General features: G+C 60.5%; 17 protein-coding genes, 4 tRNA genes and 2 pseudogenes. 20 read left to right on the plus strand and 3 right to left on the minus strand.

The genetic code is table 11. The annotated features are described in order from the left end of the window. Window positions 1-170: 170 nt before the first annotated feature. Window positions 171-392, minus strand: a pseudogene (locus tag KPG66_RS04440) (amidohydrolase); the annotation flags it as partial. A 137-nt stretch (window positions 393-529) separates the two neighbouring features. Between KPG66_RS04440 and KPG66_RS04445 the strand changes: the two are divergent. Next, entirely contained in the window at window positions 530-856 is a 327-nt protein-coding gene (locus tag KPG66_RS04445; RefSeq protein ID WP_237070133.1) for a hypothetical protein, read from the plus strand. A gap of 188 nt (window positions 857-1,044) precedes the next feature. On the opposite strand, the pseudogene KPG66_RS04450 reads toward KPG66_RS04445, so the two are convergent. Next, a pseudogene (locus KPG66_RS04450) lies at window positions 1,045-1,438 on the minus strand (integrase core domain-containing protein); the annotation flags it as partial. A gap of 476 nt (window positions 1,439-1,914) precedes the next feature. On the opposite strand from KPG66_RS04450, the gene KPG66_RS04455 reads away from it, so the two are divergent. The 12 genes from KPG66_RS04455 to rplL all read left to right on the plus strand — a co-directional run bounded on the left by KPG66_RS04455 (window position 1,915) and on the right by rplL (window position 8,168). Next, the gene (locus KPG66_RS04455; protein WP_237070134.1) at window positions 1,915-2,769 is read left to right on the plus strand and encodes a hypothetical protein; all 855 of its coding nucleotides are present in this window, start codon (window positions 1,915-1,917) and stop codon (window positions 2,767-2,769) included. Between the two features lie 212 nt (window positions 2,770-2,981). Beyond that, a tRNA-Tyr gene (locus KPG66_RS04460) sits at window positions 2,982-3,067 on the plus strand. 37 nt (window positions 3,068-3,104) lie between these two features. Then, a tRNA-Gly gene (locus KPG66_RS04465) sits at window positions 3,105-3,178 on the plus strand. Between the two features lie 15 nt (window positions 3,179-3,193). After that, window positions 3,194-3,268 (plus strand) — tRNA-Thr (locus tag KPG66_RS04470). A 62-nt stretch (window positions 3,269-3,330) separates the two neighbouring features. After that, window positions 3,331-4,521: an elongation factor Tu gene (gene tuf / locus KPG66_RS04475; RefSeq protein ID WP_013434762.1), complete on the plus strand. Its 1,191-nt coding sequence runs from the start codon at window positions 3,331-3,333 to the stop codon at window positions 4,519-4,521. 55 nt (window positions 4,522-4,576) lie between these two features. Next, window positions 4,577-4,652, plus strand: a tRNA-Trp gene (locus KPG66_RS04480). A gap of 39 nt (window positions 4,653-4,691) precedes the next feature. Further along, window positions 4,692-5,072, plus strand: a complete 381-nt coding sequence (secE, locus tag KPG66_RS04485; protein ID WP_013434763.1) for a preprotein translocase subunit SecE — start codon at window positions 4,692-4,694, stop codon at window positions 5,070-5,072. 1 nt (window position 5,073) lies between these two features. Continuing rightward, window positions 5,074-5,631, plus strand: coding sequence for a transcription termination/antitermination protein NusG (nusG, locus tag KPG66_RS04490; RefSeq protein ID WP_013434764.1), 558 nt, complete (start codon window positions 5,074-5,076; stop codon window positions 5,629-5,631). A gap of 141 nt (window positions 5,632-5,772) precedes the next feature. Further along, the gene (gene rplK / locus KPG66_RS04495) at window positions 5,773-6,204 is read left to right on the plus strand and encodes a 50S ribosomal protein L11 (protein WP_041753253.1); all 432 of its coding nucleotides are present in this window, start codon (window positions 5,773-5,775) and stop codon (window positions 6,202-6,204) included. Continuing rightward, window positions 6,205-6,900: a 50S ribosomal protein L1 gene (gene rplA, locus KPG66_RS04500; RefSeq protein ID WP_013434767.1), complete on the plus strand. Its 696-nt coding sequence runs from the start codon at window positions 6,205-6,207 to the stop codon at window positions 6,898-6,900. 313 nt (window positions 6,901-7,213) lie between these two features. Beyond that, a complete protein-coding gene (gene rplJ, locus KPG66_RS04505; protein ID WP_041753254.1) occupies window positions 7,214-7,711 on the plus strand; it encodes a 50S ribosomal protein L10 in 498 nt (165 codons plus the stop codon). 76 nt (window positions 7,712-7,787) lie between these two features. Then, window positions 7,788-8,168, plus strand: coding sequence for a 50S ribosomal protein L7/L12 (rplL, locus tag KPG66_RS04510; protein ID WP_013434769.1), 381 nt, complete (start codon window positions 7,788-7,790; stop codon window positions 8,166-8,168). 58 nt (window positions 8,169-8,226) lie between these two features. Here the strand turns inward: rplL and KPG66_RS04515 are convergent, their stop codons facing one another. Next, entirely contained in the window at window positions 8,227-8,412 is a 186-nt protein-coding gene (locus KPG66_RS04515) for a hypothetical protein (RefSeq protein ID WP_013434770.1), read from the minus strand. A 124-nt stretch (window positions 8,413-8,536) separates the two neighbouring features. On the opposite strand from KPG66_RS04515, the gene rpoB reads away from it, so the two are divergent. The 7 genes from rpoB to rpsG all read left to right on the plus strand — a co-directional run bounded on the left by rpoB (window position 8,537) and on the right by rpsG (window position 23,028). Continuing rightward, the gene (gene rpoB / locus KPG66_RS04520) at window positions 8,537-12,649 is read left to right on the plus strand and encodes a DNA-directed RNA polymerase subunit beta (protein WP_237070135.1); all 4,113 of its coding nucleotides are present in this window, start codon (window positions 8,537-8,539) and stop codon (window positions 12,647-12,649) included. Between the two features lie 21 nt (window positions 12,650-12,670). Further along, window positions 12,671-16,921, plus strand: a complete 4,251-nt coding sequence (gene rpoC, locus KPG66_RS04525; protein WP_237070136.1) for a DNA-directed RNA polymerase subunit beta' — start codon at window positions 12,671-12,673, stop codon at window positions 16,919-16,921. Between the two features lie 401 nt (window positions 16,922-17,322). Further along, window positions 17,323-19,245, plus strand: a complete 1,923-nt coding sequence (locus tag KPG66_RS04530; protein WP_237070137.1) for a type III effector HrpK domain-containing protein — start codon at window positions 17,323-17,325, stop codon at window positions 19,243-19,245. A gap of 20 nt (window positions 19,246-19,265) precedes the next feature. After that, a complete protein-coding gene (locus KPG66_RS04535) occupies window positions 19,266-19,763 on the plus strand; it encodes a GNAT family N-acetyltransferase (RefSeq protein WP_013434775.1) in 498 nt (165 codons plus the stop codon). Window positions 19,764-19,881: 118 nt separating this feature from the next. Next, on the plus strand, window positions 19,882-21,732 hold the full coding sequence (gene recQ, locus KPG66_RS04540; protein WP_041753255.1) for a DNA helicase RecQ: 1,851 nt from the start codon (window positions 19,882-19,884) through the stop codon (window positions 21,730-21,732). A 281-nt stretch (window positions 21,733-22,013) separates the two neighbouring features. Then, the gene (gene rpsL, locus KPG66_RS04545; RefSeq protein ID WP_041754145.1) at window positions 22,014-22,394 is read left to right on the plus strand and encodes a 30S ribosomal protein S12; all 381 of its coding nucleotides are present in this window, start codon (window positions 22,014-22,016) and stop codon (window positions 22,392-22,394) included. 163 nt (window positions 22,395-22,557) lie between these two features. Then, window positions 22,558-23,028, plus strand: a complete 471-nt coding sequence (gene rpsG, locus KPG66_RS04550) for a 30S ribosomal protein S7 (protein ID WP_013434778.1) — start codon at window positions 22,558-22,560, stop codon at window positions 23,026-23,028. Window positions 23,029-23,077 lie beyond the last annotated feature (49 nt).

Genomic DNA, 23,077 nt, shown 5'->3' on the forward strand with positions numbered 1-23,077 from the left:
AGGCTCCCCCTTTCCCCTCCCACGCCCGCTTCGACCCGAAGCGGGCGTGATGCTTTGGGGCCTTCCCTTGTGCCCTGTCCTCAGCACGTCGGCTCCCCCCACTCGCGCACGCGCGCGGCAATGTCCCTTTGAACCTCACCCCCCGAAACATGCCTGGCGGCCAATCGCCGTCAACCCGGCATGAGACTGCTTGACCGGCACAAGCTTGAGCGCAACCACGCTTGGGCAAGCTTGACCCAATAGGTTGCGCCCATCCCCAGCAATGCGTCATTAAAGTCGTAGCTGGCGTTATGCAACTCGCAGGGGCCTAAGCCGTGCCCCGCGGCCCGATGCGCACCACTGCCATTGCCGAGAAACGCATAGCAGCCTGGCTTGGCTTGCAGCATAAACGACATGAGATGACGCACTTCGTATGGTGCTGGTTCATTTCGGAAAACGCATCTGGCCTTGTCGTGCCATCGGCACACTGCGTAACGCGCAACGCGTTTACGAGGCGAGGCGTTTTGTTAACTGTTTATGAGGAGTGGATATGGACCCCATCAGCTCAATGCATGGTATCGACCCGACTCGCTCTTATATTGGGCCGGACGGGAATCTGTCAAAAGATAGTCTAAAGCTGGATCCCAATAATACTACTAATCCCTGGAGCATATGGGATGGCAACAACTGGAAGCCAATAATGCCTCAAGATATGGTGGCTCAAGCAGCAGCAGAACTTAGGGAAGTGTTAAAAAATACGGATGGTAAGACAGTACAGAGCCATAATATGGATGAAGGGGCTCAAAATGCGGGTGGTGGAGCTTGGGACGGCAATGCTTCAGCATTGCCAAAACCTGTCGAAAGCCACCAAATCTAATTTTTTACTGGATGATGCACTTGGTTATGCCATCCTAGTGGCTTCGAGCACCGGCCACGAGGCTGCATATTCGCAGTTCTAAACAGGCAGCGCGCTCGGCTATAGTGACCCTGCGCTGCCTAGAAGGAACTCGACAAATTTGACCTATTCTCTTTACTAGAGCCTACGGTGCTTTTAGCAAAGTCCCTTTAGACCCACTGCTGGAAAGTGGCAGGAATATTTGCTGTTGTCGATGTTTCGCCGCGAATTCTGTTAGTGAAAGGTAATTCAGTGTGCTGTGTGGACGTTGCTCGCTATAGCCCAGGTGTTACACCGCGACGGCTGCTCGAGCACGCACGAGGCTCGTGAACCCGTGCTTATTGACACGTTCATCGCTGAACTTGCTGTTGAGCGACTCAATGAATACATTCTGCGCCGGTTTGCCCGGCTGAATCAATTTCAGCGTCGCGCCATTGGCATACGCCTATTGGTCGATCGCCCGGCTCGTCAGTCCTGGCCCCGGGTTCGTTCGCAGCGCTTTGAGATAGCCCGGAAACGCGCTGCTCGGCCCAACGCTCGAGCGACACTAAGGGATAGCCGCCCTTCCTACACCCACCGCATGGCGCAATTGAGTCCGACGCCAGGTCAATCAGTTATGGCGCTCGCCGGTCCGATACCGGCTCGATTGCGAGATTCATAGGGTTGCGGTTCGTATCACACTAGCCCGCGATGGGTATGACGTAACCGTCCATACCGCGCGCGACGTGATGACCTATTACATCAGAACCTGATGGCGTTCGTCCCTGCCTGGACATCCCACTCTCTCGCAAAGCGCTAATAAGGCAACACGAAGTCAGCGTTGAATAAACGAACACGATACGAGGCGCCGAGATCCGCATACATTCTCATTCTTCGCGTTAGGCGCCTTATCAGACAAGTCTGTCGGCCTATATCGCAAGCCGTTGTCGCACTGTCTTCCGTCGGCGCCCCAAATCTTTGTGCGTTAGCAGACCGAGGATGCGAAGTCGGTTAAGCAACGATTTGTATCGGATAACGTAAATCCGGCTCAACGAAAGGAGATGAGAAAAATGAAGGTGGCGTTGATTGCGATTGCGGCTATTTCTGTCGGGATCCTAACCGGCTGCAACAGTGGGCTGACGGAGGTTTCGCCTTCCGCAGCCAATAGGGGCGCCAATGCCGGAAGCGGCCCGAATGGCGGTCGTCCCGGCAATGATGGCAATCGGCCAGTGGCGAGCCTTGCGCAAGGATACTACGTGGGCATGACGACACCGGGCCAGCGCGAGGTGGGCATCGTTCGCGATGATGGCGTGTTCTGGATCGCCTACGACCGCGGCATGCCGGGATTGGGCGGCTTCGTCAGTGGCACGAGTACGACGAGCGGCACGCAGGCCAGCGGCACGTTCACCTCGACGGACGCGATCCGCTATGACTTCGCGCAGCGCACGAGCGACGCGGAACGGGTGGACGCAAGCTACGTGTACAAGGACTGCTTGTGCGGCCGCAGCACGAATGCGTCGGGCGCGGTGGGGGTGGAGTTCGGCTCGACCTACCAGTCACTGTACGAGCGGCAGCCAACGCTCACAGCGTTGGCTGGGACGTACAGTGGCGGGGACGCGCAAACGCTAGTGGACGACCAGGGGGTCACGTTGCAGATCGATGAGGGCGGCACGCTGAACGCCCGGACAGCCAATGCGTGCACGCTGACGGGTACGTTCCAGCCGCGCACGGTGGGCAACCTGTACGACGTGACGGTCACGGCCGGGCCCGCGCCTTGCTCAACGCCCGGCACGGTGTACACGGGCGCGGCGGTGCTCGACAGTGGCAAGCTGCTGGTGATGGCCACCGATGCGTCACGCCAGGCCGCCCTGGTGCTCAGTGGCATGCATTCGACGGCCGCGCCTGCTATGCAGTGAATCCTGTCCTAAACCGGTGCGCCGTTGCGGCGATTTCGCCACTCGAAAGCCAGTAACCGCCAGCGATACGTATATCGCTTGCCTTCGGCGCCCGTGTAGTTGACAATTCTCATCTTGCCGGAAGGCAAAGGACTGACGGTCGCCAAGTCGGCGGGCGGTTGCAGAGTTGTTGACACTCGCACTTAATTAGCCGATAATCGTCAGTTCTCTGCGGAGGGGTGCCCGAGTGGCTAAAGGGGGCAGACTGTAAATCTGTTGGCTTACGCCTACGTTGGTTCGAATCCAACCTCCTCCACCAGAATTTTTGCAGCAGCGGTATTGGGTGGGAGCACCTCGCGGGTGTAGCTCAATGGTAGAGCAGAAGCCTTCCAAGCTTACGACGAGGGTTCGATTCCCTTCACCCGCTCCAGCGTTTCAGATGTTCGCCCATGTGGCTCAGTGGTAGAGCACTCCCTTGGTAAGGGAGAGGTCGGCAGTTCGATCCTGCCCATGGGCACCAGCAAGTGTCGGTGATGCGTTTGCGCGCGGCGCAACGGACCAAATTCCTGTTAGGAGTCGAATATGGCCAAAGGCAAGTTTGAACGGACCAAGCCGCACGTGAACGTGGGCACGATCGGTCACGTTGACCATGGCAAGACCACGCTGACGGCGGCGATCGCGACGGTGCTGTCGTCGAAGTTTGGCGGCGAAGCGAAGAAGTACGACGAGATCGACGCGGCGCCGGAAGAGAAGGCGCGTGGTATCACGATCAACACGGCGCACATCGAGTACGAGACAGAGCAGCGTCACTATGCGCACGTGGACTGCCCGGGTCACGCGGACTACGTGAAGAACATGATCACGGGCGCGGCGCAGATGGACGGCGCGATCCTGGTGGTGTCGGCCGCAGACGGCCCGATGCCGCAAACGCGTGAGCATATTTTGCTGGCGCGTCAGGTGGGCGTGCCCTACATCATCGTGTTCCTGAACAAGTGCGACATGGTGGACGACGCGGAGCTGCTCGAGCTGGTGGAAATGGAAGTGCGCGAGCTGCTGTCCAAGTACGAGTTCCCGGGCGACGATACGCCGATCATCAAGGGCTCGGCGAAGCTGGCGCTGGAAGGGGACAAGGGCGAGTTGGGCGAGGCAGCGATCATGAGCCTGGCCGATGCGCTGGACACGTACATCCCGACGCCGGAGCGTGCGGTGGATGGCACGTTCCTGATGCCGGTGGAAGACGTGTTCTCGATCTCGGGTCGTGGCACGGTGGTCACGGGCCGCGTGGAGCGCGGGGTGATCAAGGTTGGCGAGGAAATCGAGATCGTCGGTATCCGTGACACGACGAAGACGACGTGCACGGGCGTGGAGATGTTCCGCAAGCTGCTGGACCAGGGCCAGGCCGGGGACAACGTGGGTATCCTGCTGCGTGGTACCAAGCGCGAGGATGTGGAGCGCGGCCAAGTGCTGGCCAAACCGGGCACGATCACGCCGCACACGCACTTCACGGCGGAAGTGTACGTGCTGAGCAAGGATGAGGGCGGGCGCCACACGCCGTTCTTCAACAACTACCGGCCGCAGTTCTATTTCCGCACGACGGACGTGACCGGCTCGATCGAGTTGCCCAAGGACAAGGAAATGGTGATGCCGGGTGACAACGTGTCGATCACGGTCAAGTTGATCGCGCCGATCGCGATGGAAGAAGGGCTGCGCTTTGCGATCCGCGAAGGCGGCCGTACCGTCGGCGCCGGTGTCGTCGCCAAAATCATCGAGTAAGCCAGTTATTTGATGATCGCGATAGGGGCAGCGATAGCTGCCCCGACAGGGTTTTAGGGGTATAGCTCAACTGGCAGAGCGTCGGTCTCCAAAACCGAAGGTTGGGGGTTCGATTCCCTCTGCCCCTGCCAATACAGCGCCGCTTATGCGGCGCGTTCGTTTAGGGTGTTATGGCGAATCCATCCGTCGAAACTGTGAATACCGCAAGCGACAAGCTATTGCTTGCGCTGGGCGTATTGCTTGTGATCGCCGGGATCGCCGGGTTCTACCTGCTAGGCACGCATGATTGGTATGTGCGTGGCGCGGCGTTGGTGGTCGGCATCGCTGCGGGTATCGCGGCGGCGCTCGCCTCTGCCTCAGGCAAGGGCTTTATTGCATTCGCGAAGGACTCGTACCGCGAGGTGCGCAAGGTCGTCTGGCCAACCCGCAAAGAGGCTGGCCAGACGACGTTAGTTGTATTTGGTTTTGTGCTGGTGATGGCGATCTATCTTTGGGTTAGCGATAAGACCATTGAATGGGTCATCTTCTCGCTAATTCTAGGTTGGAAATGATATGAGCGATAGCGCAGCGTCATCGGGTGGAAAGCGTTGGTACGTCGTGCATGCCTACTCCGGGATGGAGAAAAGCGTGCAACGTGCGCTGCAGGAGCGCATCGAACGTGCCGGCATGCAGGACAAGTTTGGCCAGATTCTGGTCCCGACCGAAGAGGTCGTCGAGATCAAGGGTGGGCACAAGTCGGTCACCGAGCGCCGGTTCTTTCCGGGCTACGTGCTGGTCGAAATGGAAATGACTGATGAAACATGGCATTTGGTGAAAAATACCGCCAAAGTGACCGGTTTCGTCGGCGGTGCACGGAATCGTCCGAGCCCTATCTCGCAGCGTGAAGTCGACAAGATCATGTCGCAAATGCAAGAGGGCGTCGAAAAGCCGCGGCCGAAGACGCTGTTCGAGGTCGGGGAGCTGGTTCGCGTCAAGGAAGGTCCGTTCACAGATTTCAACGGCAGCGTCGAGGAAGTCAATTACGAGAAGTCGCGCGTGCGTGTCTCGGTGACGATTTTTGGTCGCGCGACGCCGGTCGAACTTGAGTTCGGCCAAGTCGAGAAGGTCTGATAGGGATTTCATGCGTGACGCGGCACGTTACGCAGCAAAGTGTTGACAGCCCGCTTCATTGGCTGTTGAGGAGCGCGGGTACGGTTTGCCGGAAAGCGCGTTATTACTCACCGAACGCTAAGCGTTCACCCGAGGTTTCAAATGGCAAAGAAAATCATCGGCTTTATCAAACTGCAGATTCCTGCAGGTAAAGCCAATCCGTCGCCGCCCGTCGGTCCAGCGCTGGGCCAGCGCGGTCTGAACATCATGGAGTTCTGCAAGGCGTTCAACGCGCAAACGCAGAGCCTCGAGCCGGGTTTGCCGACGCCGGTCGTGATTACCGCCTACGCGGACAAGAGTTTCACGTTCGTCCTGAAGACGCCGCCGGCAACCGTGCTCATCAAGAAGGCGGCGAAGGTCGACAAAGGCTCGAGCAAGCCGCACACGGACAAGGTTGGTAAGATCACGCGCGCGCAAGCCGAAGAAATCGCCAAGACGAAAATGCCGGATCTTACCGCAGCTGATCTCGATGCGGCGGTTCGTACGATCGCTGGCAGCGCCCGTTCGATGGGCATTACCGTGGAGGGTGTGTAAATGGCCAAAGTTTCGAAGCGCCTGAAGGCACTGGGAGGCAAGGTCGATCACCTGAAGCTGTATCCCGTGGACGATGCGCTCGCGCTCGTGAAGCAATGCGCGACCGCCAAGTTCGATGAGTCGATCGATGTCGCGGTGCAGCTGGGTATTGACGCGAAAAAGTCGGATCAAGTGGTGCGTGGCTCGGTCGTGTTGCCGGCGGGCACTGGCAAGAGCGTGCGCGTTGCCGTGTTCGCGCAAGGCGACAAGGCGGAGCAGGCGAAGGCCGCGGGCGCCGACATCGTCGGGATGGAAGACCTGGCCGAGCAGGTCAAGGCGGGTAATCTGAATTTCGACATCGTGATCGCGTCGCCGGATACAATGCGCGTGGTCGGTACGCTTGGCCAAATCCTGGGTCCGCGCGGCTTGATGCCGAACCCGAAGGTGGGCACGGTTACGCCGGACGTGGCGACCGCGGTGAAGAACGCGAAGGCGGGGCAGGTGCAGTTCCGTGTCGACAAGGCCGGGATCATCCATGCAACGATCGGCCGTGCGTCGTTCGAACCGACCGCGCTAAAGTCGAATCTTACGGCGTTGGTCGACGCGCTGCAAAAGGCAAAGCCGGCGACAAGCAAGGGCGTTTATCTGCGTAAGATCGCGGTGTCGAGCACGATGGGCGTGGGTGTGCGCGTGGACTCGAGCACGGTTGTCGCGTAACGATTGATAGCGCGGCGAGATGCGACGGTGGTCGCGCCTCGCCACACACAGACTTTGGGCGGTTGTGTCGTTACTGTTGGACGACGCGACCGGTTGTCAAAGACCGTTGGCGGAAGGGTGCCTGGTATCACCTGACCTTAATTGTCAGCCAACGCAGATGGCGAACCCGAAATAGTTTTGCAGGATGGAAGCAGGGCGCTGTGACAAGCGTACCGGCGGAAATACTCCTAACAACCTCGGACGCCGTTTATGAAACGCGGTGCGCGACGTGGTCGGAAACGATCCCCTAGCGTACCGAATCTGGAGGTTAAACGTGCCACTCAGTCGTGAAGATAAGCAGGCCGTCGTGGCTGAGATTTCTGCGCAAGTCGCGAAAGCTCAGACCATCGTGCTGGCCGAATATCGTGGGATTGCGGTTGGCGATCTGACCAAGCTTCGTGCGAAGGCGCGCGAGCAACAGGTGTACCTGCGCGTGTTGAAGAACACGCTCGCGCGTCGCGCGGTCGAGGGTACGCCGTTTGCCCCGCTCGCCGAGCAGATGACCGGTCCCTTGATTTATAGCATGTCGGACGACGCAGTCGCGGCAGCCAAAGTCATCCATGACTTTGGCAGGACCACCGACAAGCTCGTGATCAAGGCCGGCTCCTACGAAGGCAAGGTGATGGACAAGGCTGACGTGCAAGCGCTGGCTTCCATCCCGAGCCGCGAGGAACTGCTCGCGAAGCTGCTGGGCGTCATGCAGGCACCTGTTTCCGGCTTCGCGCGTGCTCTGGCCGCGCTGGCCGAAAAGAAGCAGGGCGAGCCGGCCTGACAGGCGGCCGGGTGCGAGCCCGGCTGGACGCGGATCGTTGGCTGAGAATCCAAATTCCAAGTTAGGAGTATTTTAAATGGCAATCGCAAAAGAAGACATCCTGGAAGCCGTTGGCGCGATGTCGGTTCTGGAACTGAACGAGCTGGTTAAGGCGTTCGAAGAGAAGTTTGGCGTGTCGGCCGCTGCGCTGGCCGTTGCGGGCCCGGCGGGTGCCGGCGGTGGTGCTGCCGCTGCGGTGGAAGAGCAGACCGAATTCACGGTCAACCTGCTCGAAGCCGGTGCGAACAAGGTGTCGGTCATCAAGGCCGTTCGTGAACTGACGGGCCTGGGCCTGAAGGAAGCGAAGGACCTGGTTGACGGCGCACCGAAGCCCGTGAAGGAAAGTGTGCCCAAGGCTGCGGCTGAAGAAGCGAAGAAGAAGCTCGAAGACGCTGGCGCGAAAGCTGAAATCAAGTAATTTTCGGCATTTTGCGCAAAGGGCTGGCGGTTTCGGACCGTCAGCCTTTTTGCGCTTTTTAGATCAGGCGGGCGCCATGCAGGTTGGGCACCGCGATGATCACCAAAGAAGCCAAAGAAAAGGCCATCGTGCACGGCACATGCCCTTTTCTTTGTCTTCTGAAGCGACTGCAGAAGGCAAGTTTGGTCGGGTAGCGGGCAACATGGGCATCCGCTGCCGTCAGCCAGCGGTTGGTAGCGGCCAACCACCAAGCTTATTGGTCCGTTCGAGCGTTTGGACGGCCACAGGGTCTCAGTCGGTGAACACTCGGGCAATCCGGTTCACTGCTGTCGGAGCAATGAACCATCCCGCCGTGATTCGGAGATCGTATGCACTATTCCTTCACCGAGAAGAAGCGTATTCGCAAAAGTTTCGCGAAGCGCCCCATCGTTCACCCGGTTCCTTTCCTGCTGGCCACCCAGCTTGAATCATTCAGCACTTTCCTGCAAGCGGATGTGCCCGCCACACAACGCAAGCCGGAAGGGTTGCAGGCCGCGTTCACATCGGTTTTCCCGATTGTCTCGCACAATGGCTTCGCCCGGCTTGAGTTCGTCAGCTATGCGCTGTCGTCGCCGGCGTTCGACGTCAAGGAGTGCCAGCAGCGTGGCCTGACCTACTGCTCCGCGTTGCGGGCAAAGGTCCGCCTGGTGATCCTCGACAAGGAATCGCCGACCAAGCCGGTCGTTAAGGAGGTCAAGGAGCAGGAAGTGTACATGGGCGAGATTCCGCTCATGACGCCGACCGGCTCGTTTGTGATCAACGGCACCGAGCGCGTGATCGTCTCGCAGCTGCACCGCTCGCCGGGCGTGTTCTTCGAGCACGACAAGGGCAAGACGCACAGTTCGGGCAAGCTGCTGTTCTCGGCGCGGATCATTCCGTACCGCGGCTCGTGGCTGGACTTTGAGTTCGACCCGAAAGACATTCTGTACTTCCGTGTTGACCGTCGCCGCAAGATGCCGGTGACGATCCTGCTGAAGGCTATCGGCTTGACGCCTGAGCAGATCCTGGCGAATTTCTTCGTGTTCGACAACTTCACGTTGATGAACGAAGGCGCGCAGATGGAGTTCGTGCCCGAGCGGCTGCGAGGCGAGGTCGCGCGCTTTGACATCGCCGACCGGGACGGTAAGGTCATTGTCCCAAAGGACAAGCGGATCAACGCGAAGCACATCCGTGACCTCGAGAATGCGAAGACGAAGTACATCTCGGTGCCAGAGGACTACCTGATTGGTCGTGTGCTCGCAAAGAACGTGATCGACGCGGACACTGGCGAGGTGATTGCCAATGCGAATGACGAGATCACCGAGGGCGTACTCGAGAAGCTGCGCGAAGCGAGCGTGAAGGAAATCCAGACGTTGTACACAAACGATCTGGACCAAGGCCCGTACATGTCCTCGACGCTGCGTATCGATGAGACCATCGACAAGACTGCTGCGCGCATCGCGATCTACCGGATGATGCGGCCAGGTGAGCCGCCGACGGAGGAAGCGGTCGAGGCGTTGTTCAACCGTCTGTTCTATAGCGAGGATGCGTACGACCTGTCGAAGGTCGGCCGCATGAAGTTTAACCGCCGCGTCGGTCGCGATGAGATTCACGGTCCAATGACGCTGACCGACGATGACATCCTCGCGGCGATTAAGATTCTGGTCGAGTTGCGCAACGGCAAGGGCGAGGTCGACGATATCGACCACCTCGGCAACCGTCGCGTGCGCTGTGTCGGCGAGCTGGCCGAAAACCAGTTCCGCGCCGGTTTAGTGCGCGTGGAGCGGGCGGTGAAGGAGCGTCTGGGCCAGGCCGAGAGCGAGAACCTGATGCCGCACGACCTGATCAACTCGAAGCCGATTTCGTCGGCGATTCGCGAGTTCTTCGGCTCGTCGCAGCTGTCGCAGTTTATGGACCAGACCAACCCGCTGTCGGAGATCACGCACAAGCGGCGTGTGTCCGCGCTGGGGCCGGGCGGCTTGACGCGGGAGCGCGCTGGCTTCGAGGTGCGCGACGTGCACCCGACCCACTACGGCCGCGTGTGCCCGATCGAAACGCCGGAAGGTCCGAACATTGGCCTGATCAACTCGCTGGCGCTGTATGCACACCTGAACGAATACGGCTTTCTCGAGACGCCGTACCGGAAGGTGATCGACGGCAAGGTGACCGACCAGATCGACTATCTGTCCGCGATTGAGGAAGGTCGGTACGTGATCGCGCAGGCGAATGCGGCGATCGACGACGAAGGCAAGCTGATTGACGAACTGGTCTCGGCCCGCGAAGCGGGTGAAACGTTGATGGTCACGCCGGACCGAATCCAATACATGGACGTCGCGCCGTCGCAGATCGTGTCGGTGGCCGCGTCGCTGATTCCGTTCCTCGAGCACGATGATGCAAACCGTGCATTGATGGGCTCGAACATGCAGCGGCAGGCGGTGCCTTGCCTGCGACCGGAAAAAGCGGTGGTCGGCACCGGTATCGAGCGTACGACCGCGGTGGACTCCGGCACGACGGTGCAGGCGTTCCGCGGTGGCGTGGTCGACTATGTCGACGCGGGCCGCGTAGTGATTCGCGTCAACGATGACGAAGCAGTGGCCGGTGAGGTCGGCGTCGACATCTACAACCTGATCAAATACACGCGCTCGAACCAGAACACGAACATCAACCAGCGCCCGATCGTGAAGGTCGGCGACCGTGTCGCGCGTGGCGACGTGATCGCCGATGGCGCGTCGACGGATCTGGGTGAACTTGCGCTCGGTCAGAACATGCTGGTCGCGTTCACGCCGTGGAATGGCTATAACTTCGAAGACTCGATCCTGATCTCCGAGCGCGTCGTCGCCGACGATCGCTATACGTCGATCCACATCGAAGAGCTTAATGTCGTGGCGCGCGACACGAAGCTCGGGCCAGAAGAAATCACGCGCGACATCTCGAACCTGGCTGAAGTGCAACTGGGTCGCCTGGACGAATCGGGCATCGTCTATATTGGCGCCGAAGTCGAGGCGGGCGACGTGCTGGTCGGCAAGGTGACGCCGAAGGGCGAGACGCAACTGACGCCGGAAGAAAAGCTGCTGCGCGCGATCTTCGGCGAGAAGGCGTCCGATGTGAAGGATACGTCGCTGCGCGTGCCCTCGGGTATGACCGGCACCGTGATCGACGTGCAAGTGTTCACGCGCGAAGGGATCCAGCGCGATAAGCGTGCCCAGCAGATCATCGATGACGAACTCAAGCGCTATCGGCTGGATTTGAACGACCAGTTGCGCATTGTCGAAGGCGACGCATTCGAGCGGCTGGCGCGGATGCTCGACGGCAAGGTCGTGAACGGCGGTCCGAAGAAGCTGGCGAAGGGCGCGAAGATCACGCGCGAATACCTGGATGACCTGGACCATTATCACTGGTTCGACATCCGGCTGGCCGATGAGGACGCAGCGGCGCAATTGGAAGCGATCAAGGAATCGATCGAGCAAAAGCGCCATCAGTTCGACCTCGCGTTCGAGGAAAAGCGCAAGAAGCTCACCCAAGGCGATGAACTGCCCCCGGGTGTGCTGAAGATGGTCAAGGTGTACCTGGCGGTCAAGCGTCGTTTGCAGCCGGGCGACAAGATGGCGGGTCGCCACGGGAACAAGGGCGTGGTGTCAAAGATTGTTCCGATCGAGGACATGCCGTACATGGCGGACGGCCGCCCGTGCGATGTCGTGCTCAATCCGCTTGGTGTGCCGTCGCGGATGAACGTTGGCCAGATCCTTGAGACCCACTTGGGCTGGGCCGCAAAGGGCTTGGGCTGGCGTATCGGCGAAATGCTGCAGGCCAAGAAGGCGACGCTCGTGCAGGATCTGCGATCGTTCCTGACGAAGGTCTATAACGAGTCGGGTCATCCGGAGTCGATTGACGAGATGTCCGATGATGAAGTCATCGAACTTGCGCAGAACCTGAGGGAAGGCGTGCCGTTCGCGACGCCGGTGTTTGACGGCGCGCACGAGAAAGAGATTTCGCGCATGCTCGATCTCGCGTTCCCCGATGAGGTGGCGCAGCAGCTTGGGATGACGAAGTCGAAGAACCAGGTGGCCCTGTATGACGGGCGCACGGGCGAGGCGTTTGAGCGCCCGGTGACAGTTGGCTACATGCACATGCTAAAACTGCACCACTTGGTCGACGACAAGATGCACGCGCGCTCGACCGGCCCGTACTCGCTAGTGACACAGCAGCCGTTGGGCGGCAAGGCACAGTTCGGCGGCCAGCGCTTCGGGGAAATGGAAGTGTGGGCGCTCGAGGCGTATGGCGCATCGTACGTGTTGCAAGAAATGCTGACGGTGAAGTCGGACGACGTGACGGGTCGCACGAAGGTGTACGAGAACCTCGTGAAGGGCGATCACGTGATCGACGCGGGGATGCCGGAGTCGTTCAACGTGCTGGTGAAGGAAATCCGGTCGCTCGGTATTGATATCGACCTGGACCGGAACTAATCGGACTACTGGAGAGAAGCGATGAAAGCTTTGCTCGATCTATTCAAGCAAGTCCAACAAGAAGAAGTTTTTGATGCGATCAAGATCGGTCTGGCCTCGCCGGACAAGATCCGCTCGTGGTCGTTCGGTGAAGTGAAGAAGCCGGAGACCATCAACTACCGCACGTTCAAGCCGGAGCGCGATGGCTTGTTCTGCGCGAAGATTTTCGGCCCGATCAAGGACTACGAGTGCCTGTGCGGCAAGTACAAGCGCTTGAAGCACCGCGGCGTGATTTGTGAGAAGTGCGGTGTCGAGGTGACGCTTGCGAAGGTGCGCCGCGAGCGCATGGGCCATATCGAGCTTGCCTCGCCGGTCGCGCACATCTGGTTCCTGAAGTCGCTGCCGTCGCGCCTGGGCATGGTGCTCGATATGACGCTGCGCGACATCGAGCGCGTGCTGTACTTCGAAGCGTATGTCGTGATCGACCCGGGCATGACGCCGCTCAAGGCGCGGCAGATCATGACCGAAGAGGATTACTACAACAAGGTCGAGGAGTACGGTGACGAGTTCCGTGCCGAAATGGGCGCGGAAGGGGTGCGCGAGCTGCTGCGCGCGATCGACATCGATGCGCAGGTCGAGCAGCTTCGCACCGAGTTGAAAAACACCGGCTCCGAAGCGAAGATCAAGAAGTACGCGAAGCGCCTGAAGGTGCTCGAGGCTTTCCAGCGTTCGGGTATCAAGCCGGACTGGATGATTCTCGAGGTGCTGCCGGTGCTGCCGCCGGAGTTGCGTCCGCTGGTGCCACTGGACGGCGGCCGGTTTGCGACGTCGGATCTGAACGACCTGTATCGTCGCGTGATCAACCGTAATAACCGGTTGAAGCGGCTGCTCGAGTTGAAGGCGCCCGAGATCATCGTGCGCAACGAGAAGCGGATGTTGCAGGAAGCCGTCGATTCACTGCTCGACAACGGCCGTCGTGGCAAGGCCATGACTGGCGCGAACAAGCGGCCGCTGAAGTCACTCGCCGACATGATCAAAGGCAAGGGCGGCCGCTTCCGTCAGAACCTGCTCGGCAAGCGTGTTGACTACTCGGGCCGCTCGGTGATCGTCGTCGGTCCGACGCTCAAGCTTCACCAGTGTGGCCTGCCCAAGCTGATGGCGCTCGAGTTGTTCAAGCCGTTCATCTTCAACAAGCTTGAGGTGATGGGCGTGGCGACGACGATCAAGGCGGCCAAGAAGGAAGTCGAAAGCCAGACGCCGGTCGTGTGGGACATTCTCGAAGAGGTCATCCGCGAGCACCCGGTAATGCTGAACCGCGCGCCGACGCTGCACCGGCTGGGCATCCAGGCGTTCGAGCCGGTGTTGATCGAAGGCAAGGCAATCCAACTGCACCCGCTCGTGTGCGCGGCGTTCAATGCCGACTTCGACGGCGACCAGATGGCTGTGCACGTGCCGCTGTCGCTCGAGGCGCAGATGGAGGCGCGCACGCTGATGCTCGCGTCCAACAACGTGTTGTTCCCGGCCAACGGCGATCCGTCGATCGTGCCGTCGCAGGATATCGTGTTGGGCCTGTACTACGCGACGCGCGAGGCGATCAATGCGAAGGGTGAGGGGATGACCTTCACCGGCGTGGGCGAAGTCCTGCGCGCGTATGAGAATAAGGAAGTGGAGTTGGCCTCGCGCGTGAATGTGCGGATCACCGAGATGGTGGCCAACGAGGACTGCTCCGAGGGTGCGCCGAAGTTCGTGCCGAAGGTCTCGCTGTATGCAACCACCGTCGGCCGCGCGATCCTGTCGGAGATCCTGCCGCCGGGGCTGCCGTTCAGCGTGCTGAACAAACCGCTGAAGAAGAAGGAAATTTCGCGGTTGATTAACACGGCCTTCCGCCGCTGCGGCCTGCGTGAGACAGTGATCTTCGCCGATCAATTGATGCAGTCCGGATTCCGGCTGGCTACGCGTGCCGGGATCTCGATCTGCGTCGACGACATGCTCGTGCCGCCGCAAAAGGAAACGATCGTGGGTGAGGCCGCCAAAAAGGTCAAGGAATACGATCGCCAGTACATGTCGGGCCTGGTCACCGCCCAGGAGCGTTACAACAACGTAGTCGACATCTGGTCGGCCACCTCCGAGTCGGTTGGCAAGGCGATGATGGAGCAGCTGTCAACCGAGCCGGTGGTCGATCGCGGCGGCAACGAGACGCGCCAGGAGTCGTTCAACTCGATCTACATGATGGCGGACTCCGGCGCTCGGGGCTCGGCGGTGCAGATCCGCCAGCTAGCGGGTATGCGTGGGCTGATGGCCAAGCCGGACGGCTCGATTATTGAGACGCCGATTACCGCGAACTTCCGCGAAGGCCTGAACGTCCTGCAGTACTTCATCTCGACGCACGGCGCACGTAAGGGCTTGGCCGATACCGCGTTGAAGACCGCGAACTCGGGCTACCTGACTCGTCGTCTGGTTGACGTGACGCAGGACCTGGTGGTCGTCGAGGATGATTGCGGCACCAGTCAGGGCGTGGCAATGAAGGCGCTGGTCGAAGGCGGTGAAGTCGTCGAGGCGCTGCGCGACCGGATTCTCGGCCGCGTCGCGGTGGCCGAGGTCGTCAATCCGGAAACTCAGGAGACGCTGTACGAATCGGGCACGCTGCTGGACGAAACCGCGGTCGAGGAGATCGAGCGCCTCGGTATCGATGAAGTGCGCGTGCGCACGCCGTTGACCTGCGAAACGCGCTACGGGTTGTGCGCGAAGTGCTATGGTCGCGACCTGGGACGCGGCTCGCTGGTGAATGTGGGCGAGGCGGTCGGCGTGATCGCCGCGCAATCGATCGGCGAGCCGGGCACGCAGCTGACGATGCGCACGTTCCACATCGGTGGTGCGGCATCGCGGGCGGCGGTAGCCTCCAGCGTTGAGGCGAAGTCCAACGGTACTGCGCGCTTTACCGCGACGATGCGCTATGTCACGAACGCGAAGGGCGAGCAGATCGTCATTTCGCGCTCCGGCGAAGTCGTCATCGCGGATGATCATGGCCGCGAGCGCGAACGCCACAAGATTCCGTACGGTGCGACGCTGCTGCAGTTGGACGGCGTGCAGATCAAGGCCGGTACGCAACTCGCGACGTGGGACCCGATGACGCGTCCGATCATCACCGAGTACGGTGGCACGGTGAAGTTCGAGAACGTCGAAGAGGGCGTGACCGTCGCGAAGCAGATCGACGAAGTGACCGGCCTGTCGACGCTCGTCGTGATCGATTCCAAGCGCCGCGGCTCGCAGTCGTCCAAGAGCGTGCGTCCGCAAGTGAAGCTGCTCGATGCGACCGGCGATGAAGTGAAGATTCCGGGAACCGAGCATGCGGTGCAGATCGGCTTCCAGGTCGGCGCGCTGATCACGGTGAAGGATGGTCAACAGGTTCAGGTCGGTGAGGTGCTGGCGCGGATTCCGACCGAGTCGCAGAAGACGCGCGACATTACCGGCGGTCTGCCCCGAGTTGCCGAGTTGTTCGAGGCGCGCTCGCCGAAGGATGCGGGCATCCTGGCGGAAGTCACCGGGACGGTGTCGTTCGGCAAGGACACGAAGGGCAAGCAGCGCCTGGTCATCACGGACCTGGACGGTAATCAGCACGAATTCCTGATCGCGAAGGAAAAGCAGGTGCTCGTGCACGATGGCCAGGTCGTCAACAAGGGCGAGATGATCGTCGACGGGCCGGCCGATCCGCACGACATCCTGCGCTTGCAGGGCGTGGAGGCGCTGTCGCGCTACATCGTCGACGAAGTGCAGGACGTGTATCGCTTGCAGGGCGTGAAGATCAACGACAAGCACATTGAAGTGATCGTACGCCAGATGCTGCGCCGCGTGCAAATCGTCGATAACGGCGATACGCGGTTTATCCCGGGCGAACAAGTCGAGCGTTCCGACATGCTCGATGAGAACGACCGGATGATCGCGGAAGACAAGCGGCCGGCAACCTACGAAAACGTGCTGCTGGGTATCACGAAGGCGTCGCTGTCGACCGATTCGTTCATCTCGGCTGCCTCGTTCCAGGAGACGACGCGCGTGCTGACCGAAGCGGCGATCATGGGCAAGCGCGACGACCTGCGTGGCCTGAAGGAGAACGTGATCGTCGGTCGCCTGATCCCGGCCGGTACGGGGCTTGCGTTCCACAAAGCGCGCAAGAGCAAGGAGACGGCGGATCGCGAGCGGTTCGAGCAGATTGCGGCAGAGGAAGAGCACGCGACGCCATTCGACTTCGCCACGCCGGAAACGCCGGTCGAGCATCCGCATTCGGAAAACGAGTGACGCATGCTGCCGGCGTCGGGTTGATGGCGCCGGCCGCCTCGGGTGACCGCATGACAGCGTGCCCGCTCAGGGGTGCGCGTGTCAGGAGACGGTAAGTCTGCGGCGCCCGATGGATGTTTGAGCAATGAACCCCACGTACGAGAGTGCGTGGGGTTTTGTTTTTGTGTGGATTTGTGCGGATCGACGGGAGCGTTCAGCGGTTAAAGGCCAGGGTCTTCAAGGCGGCGGGCGCCAACGGTCACATAGGGCAAGACAGAAATTCGCATCGGGCCACGGCAGTTCGCAGTTGCCGGCGCCTGGATCGGCGGCATGCTGATAATCGATTCACGATCCGTTGTCCCGTTCAGGGCATGTCTTGCGCACCACTGTTGCTGGCGCGCCACCGAGAGGAGCCAAACTCGATGAATACCTTAGTGCAGCAGTGGAGCGGCCCATGGCTCGACATGCGACTGCAAATGCCCCAAGCCGACGCCAAGTCTGACGCGCAGAGTGATCAACTCCCGCCCCACTTGAGCTTGTTGGGGCTGTTCTACCTAGATTCAGAGTCGAAAAACTCCAATGTCGGCGACAGCGATGCGCAGGCCAATACATGGGCTCCCCCGACGCAGACAGCGCACGATGGCACCCAAGCGAACCGGTCTAGTACCGCATCGAATACGCCATCGAGCAGCGAGAAATCGGATGCATCAGCCTTCGGCAACCGCGCCTTTGTGATCCATGCGCCGTTCGTTACCGTCAATGACGAGCAGGATGGGTCAGACGACGATGCGACCGTCATAGATTGGTCAGACGACGATGCGACCATTGTGGACGGGGCCGACACGGATACCGACACGACAGAATGCTGTGGTGACGACGAGTTTGTTCAAATCGATCCGAAGTATGCCACCCTCGATCATTTCATTGACCAGTACGAAGGCGACGACTTATCGAAGTGGAACGACATGGCATCGGCCGGTCAGTGTATCGCGCTGGAGCGTCCGATTGCCGCGGTGCAGATCCTGAGCGGCAAAGTTGACGGGGCCACCGATGAGATGAAGCAAGCCGCGCTGCAGTATGTCAACGACAATCCGTCGCTCCAGAGTGCACTGCAGCGAACCGGTGCATTGAAGAGTGATGGAACGGTTGACCAGGGAAAAATGGGCGACTTTCTAAACTCGGTTCATAAAAATCTGGAACAGGCCGATAACAATATCCAGGAGTATATGAAGAAGCACCCAGACGCCGATCCCGATTCGTTGGCAACGGCGCGCTCGGCTGCGTTGCTGCAAGCCTACATCGCAATCACCGGCGAGTCCACAGGCCATCAAGACGCCGGTGGCAAGAACCATAGCTACAACGGCGGAAAGGGCGGAGGCATGGTGGCGACAAAAGAGCAAGTCTTTAACCTAACGAAAAACGATGGTTTCGCCGATGCGGTGAAAAATTCCGCCAAGGCATTGTCGACCAACGGCGGGTTCGATGCGCTCGACCGTGCGGGTGTCGACAAGGCCACGAACAAGGCCGACAACCTGATCAACGATGACAATCTGACGAGCTTCATCAAAGACGAGGCGCCGACGGACGAACAATCCGACTTAAGCTTCTTGAAAGATGCAGGCCTGAAAAACATCACGGCCAATACCGATATCAGTACACTGAATCAGGACATCTTCGCTCACCCCGGCAATTACACGGCGGAGCAGAAGGCCGCGGTCATGTGCAAGCTGATGCAGACGCTCATTAACGTGCAGGCCGGCGGCAGCGATCATTTACGCAACGTCGATGAGACGGTCAAAGTGCTCTCGCAGGATATCCAGACACTGGCCAAGGATCCGGCCGTGGGCGAGTACCTAAAGAAGAACTTGCCGCCGGAAATGGAAAGCCTTGCGCAGCTGTTCGAGAAGGCGGGCGGTGGTGCGGCGTCGAGCGGCGGCGCCGAAGGGACCGATTCCAGCGGCAACGGATCATCCAGCGCGAACCCGACCGACATCATCGACACGATCAAGGATGCGGTCAAGGGCACCAAGGACGTCGGCTCATGGGTTGCTCGTGGCGCCGGTGCGGCGGGTGAGGCCGCGGCGGAAACGGGAGAGGTGGCCACCAAGATTGCGACGACCGCTGCCCGCGTCGCGGGCAACGTGGCGGGCGAAGCCGTCGCGGGGATTGTCGGCGCGGTATCGACGGTGCTCGATGCACTCGGGCCGATAGGCGAAATCGCCGGTGTGATCGCGACGATTGTGTCGGCGATCGTCGAAGCGGTGCACAAGAAGCAGAATCAGGAGAAGTTTGCCGATAACGTGAATCCGACGCTGCAGCAATTCGGCATTCCATTGCCAACCTGATCCGCTGTTGGAACCCGATTATGCGACGAATCGTGTATCACCGTGGCGATGAGGTCATGCGCTTTGTCGCTGCGGCAACGGGCGAGGCGAGCTATAACGACTGCACGACGATTGGGCTCGAAAAAGACGGCCATATCGTGGCCGGCGTGGTGTACCAGGGGTACAACGGCCCGAATGTGCTGATGCACTGCGCGATGCTGGAGTCGCGTCATCTGCTGACGCCGGCATTTCTGTCGGCGGTTTTTCTGTATCCGTTCGTGGTGCTCAACTGCCGGCGGGTGACGGGGCTGGTGCGCACGGATAACCTGCGTGCGCAGCGGCTCGACGAGCACCTGGGTTTTCGGCGTGAAGGCATCATGCGCGAGGGCGCCGGAGACGGCACGGATTTCATCCTCTATGGCATGCTCAAGCAGGAATGCCGCTTCCTGCGCGGACGATATTTGCAGGCACTGCAGCAGGAGCTGGGGCTGATTATGCCGGGGCCGATGCGGGCCCGGCGCGCCGAGTCGTCTAAGTGATGCTCACAGAGCGGTATCCTTCATCGGCCATCGGCCAGGTATCGCTGCCCACGCGCGGTTGTTAAAATGTACGGGTCTGAACGCGCACGCTGCGTGCCGTTCCTATCCGTGGAGTTGCATGTCCCGCTGTCTTGCGTTGCTTAAAGAGGTCTTCGGCTATCCGGCGTTTCGCGGACCGCAGGCCGATATCGTCGAACATGTCGCGGCGGGGCACGACAGCCTCGTGCTGATGCCCACCGGGGGCGGCAAGTCGTTGTGCTATCAGATTCCCGCGCTGGTGCGCCACGAAGCTGGCCTGGGCGCCGGCATCGTGGTGTCGCCGCTGATCGCGTTGATGCAGGACCAGGTCGCAGCGTTGACCGAGGCGGGGGTGCGGGCGGCCTACGTGAACTCGGCGCTCACCGCGGCCGAGGCGGCGGCGACCGAGCGCGCGTTCGCACGTGGTGAGTTGCAATTGTTGTACGTGGCACCGGAGCGACTGCTGACGGCGCGGTTCCTGGAGTTGCTCGCGCGCAGCCGGATAGGGTTGTTCGCGATCGACGAAGCCCACTGCGTGTCGCAGTGGGGCCATGATTTCCGGCCCGAATACATGCAGCTATCCGCGCTGCACGAGCGTTTCCCGCAGGTGCCCCGCATTGCGTTGACCGCGACGGCGGACGCGCTCACGCGCGAGGAAATCATCGAGCGGCTCGCGTTGAACAACGCTCGGGTGTTCATTTCGAGCTTCGATCGGCCAAACATTCGTTACCGGATCGTCGAGAAGGATAACGCGCGTACGCAATTACTCGACTTTATCCGGGCCGAACACACCAACGTGGACGGTACCACCGATTCGGGCATCGTCTATTGCCTATCGCGGCGCAAGGTCGAGGAGACCGCCGACTGGCTGGTGCAGCAGGGGCTGCGCGCGTTACCGTATCACGCCGGCATGGACGCGCAGCTTCGCCAGCGGCACCAGCAGGTCTTCCAGCACGAGGAGGGTGTGGTGATGTGCGCGACGATCGCGTTCGGAATGGGGATTGACAAGCCGGACGTGCGCTTCGTCGCGCATCTGGACCTGCCCAAGAGCATCGAAGGCTACTATCAGGAAACCGGCCGGGCCGGCCGCGATGGCCTTGCGTCCAACGCGTGGATGGCCTATGGGCTGGGCGACGTCGTGCAACAGCGCAAGATGATCGACGAGTCCGAGGCTGACGAACTGCACAAGCGAGTGCAAACGGCGAAGCTCGATGCGTTGCTTGGATTGTGCGAGACGGCTGGATGCCGGCGCGTGCATCTGCTCGGCTATTTTGGTGAAACGGGCCAGCCATGTGGCAACTGTGATACGTGCCTGGAGCCGCCAGCAACCTGGGATGGCACTCGCGAGGCACAGATGGCGCTCTCGTGCGTATACCGCGTGCAGCGGGCCAGCGGCTTTGGATTTGGCGCGGGCCACCTGATCGACATATTGCGCGGCAATGCAACCGAGCGCGTCAAGCAACGGAAGCACGACGCGTTAAGCACCTTTGGTATCGGCGCGGCATTGTCAGAGGCGCAATGGCGGGCGATTTTCCGTCAGTTGATTGCGCTGGGCCTGCTTGCAGTCGATCATGGAGGCCACGGCGTACTGGTGCTCACGCAGGCGAGCAAGCCGGTGTTGAAGGGGGAGCGCAACATCACGCTGCGCCGGTATGCCAAACCCAAACGGGTGCGCGAGGCGGATGGTGCACGCCGTGGCGAGCGCACCGATCCGACCGCCGGCATGTCGCCGCGCCAGCGCGCGCGCTGGGACCGGTTGCGCGCCTGGCGCAGCGAGACAGCTAAGGCCGACGGCGTGCCGGCCTACGTGATTTTTCACGATGCGACGTTGGCCGAACTGGCCCGTAGCGCGCCGGTTTCGCTCGATGAGCTGCGCGGCGTACCGGGCCTGGGCGCGCGCAAATTCGAGCGTTTCGGGGATGAACTGCTCGACGTCATCAGCGACGACTGACGGCGGTAGTCGCTCCGCCGACGTGATCCAATGCGCGCAACCTGTTGACGTACTTGCAAATTTTGGATTACTATGCCAGGTTCCGGTATTCGGCGCAATTGCGCTCGCATCGCTGGTCGCCCTCTTTGTCATTGTGGGCGGGCCGGCTGTCAGCATGGCGGGCGTGGCACTATCGCCGCCGATATGCCGGTGTCGGTTCATCGGGTGGCGTGTGTGCAACCATTCAGGTCCGCTTGCCCGGGCCTGCGCCGTCCGATTTTGTCTATTTCCAGGAATCAACAATGCCAACCATCAATCAATTGGTTCGCAAAGGCCGCACTTCGGAGCATGTGAAGAGCAAGAGTCCGGCCTTGCAGGACTGTCCGCAGCGTCGCGGCGTGTGCACCCGTGTGTACACGACGACGCCAAAAAAGCCGAACTCGGCGCTTCGTAAGGTCGCGAAGGTTCGTTTGACGAATGGCTTCGAGGTCATCTCGTACATCGGTGGTGAAGGCCACAACCTGCAAGAGCACTCGGTCGTGCTGATTCGCGGCGGCCGGGTTAAGGACTTGCCGGGTGTGCGTTACCACATGGTGCGCGGCTCGCTCGACACGCAAGGCGTTAAGGACCGTAAGCAGGCCCGCTCGAAGTACGGTGCGAAGCGCGCCAAGGCGGGTAAGTAAGCTGTATCGCCCGTCGATGCAAAGGCGGTGGTGCCGGATCGGTCGGTGCTATCGAGTAAGTGGTCACCCGGCCAAGCTGGTTAGTCGTGAGATGGATCGGGTTAGTTGGTGGCCGCGGGGTGGGGAAAGCAACCGCTCCAACTGAACAGTCAAAGGAACAGAAATGCCGCGTCGTCGCGAAGTCCCCAAGCGGGAAATATTGCCGGACCCGAAGTTCGGTAATGTTGATGTTGCAAAATTCATGAACGTACTGATGTTGTCGGGCAAGAAGTCAGTGGCCGAACGCATCGTGTACGGGGCTTTCGAGCAAATTCAGGGCAAGGCCGGCAAGGACCCCCTGGAAGTGTTCACTGTCGCGCTGAGCAACGTGAAGCCGGTGGTTGAAGTGAAGAGCCGCCGCGTTGGAGGTGCGAACTACCAGGTTCCGGTCGAAGTGCGCCCGTCGCGCCGTATGGCATTGGCGATGCGCTGGTTGCGCGAGGCCGCGAAGAAGCGTAGCGAGAAGTCGATGGCGCTGCGCCTGGCCGGTGAACTGCTCGAGGCCGCGGAAGGTCGGGGTGGCGCGATGAAGAAGCGCGACGAAGTGCACCGGATGGCGGAAGCGAACAGGGCTTTCTCGCATTTCCGTTTCTAAAGCCCGTTTAGGCTGGAAAGCCTGGCAAACGGAGAAGGAAATTCCGGGC

This window comes from Mycetohabitans sp. B2 (assembly GCF_021733735.1).
Lineage (GTDB): Bacteria > Pseudomonadota > Gammaproteobacteria > Burkholderiales > Burkholderiaceae > Mycetohabitans > Mycetohabitans rhizoxinica.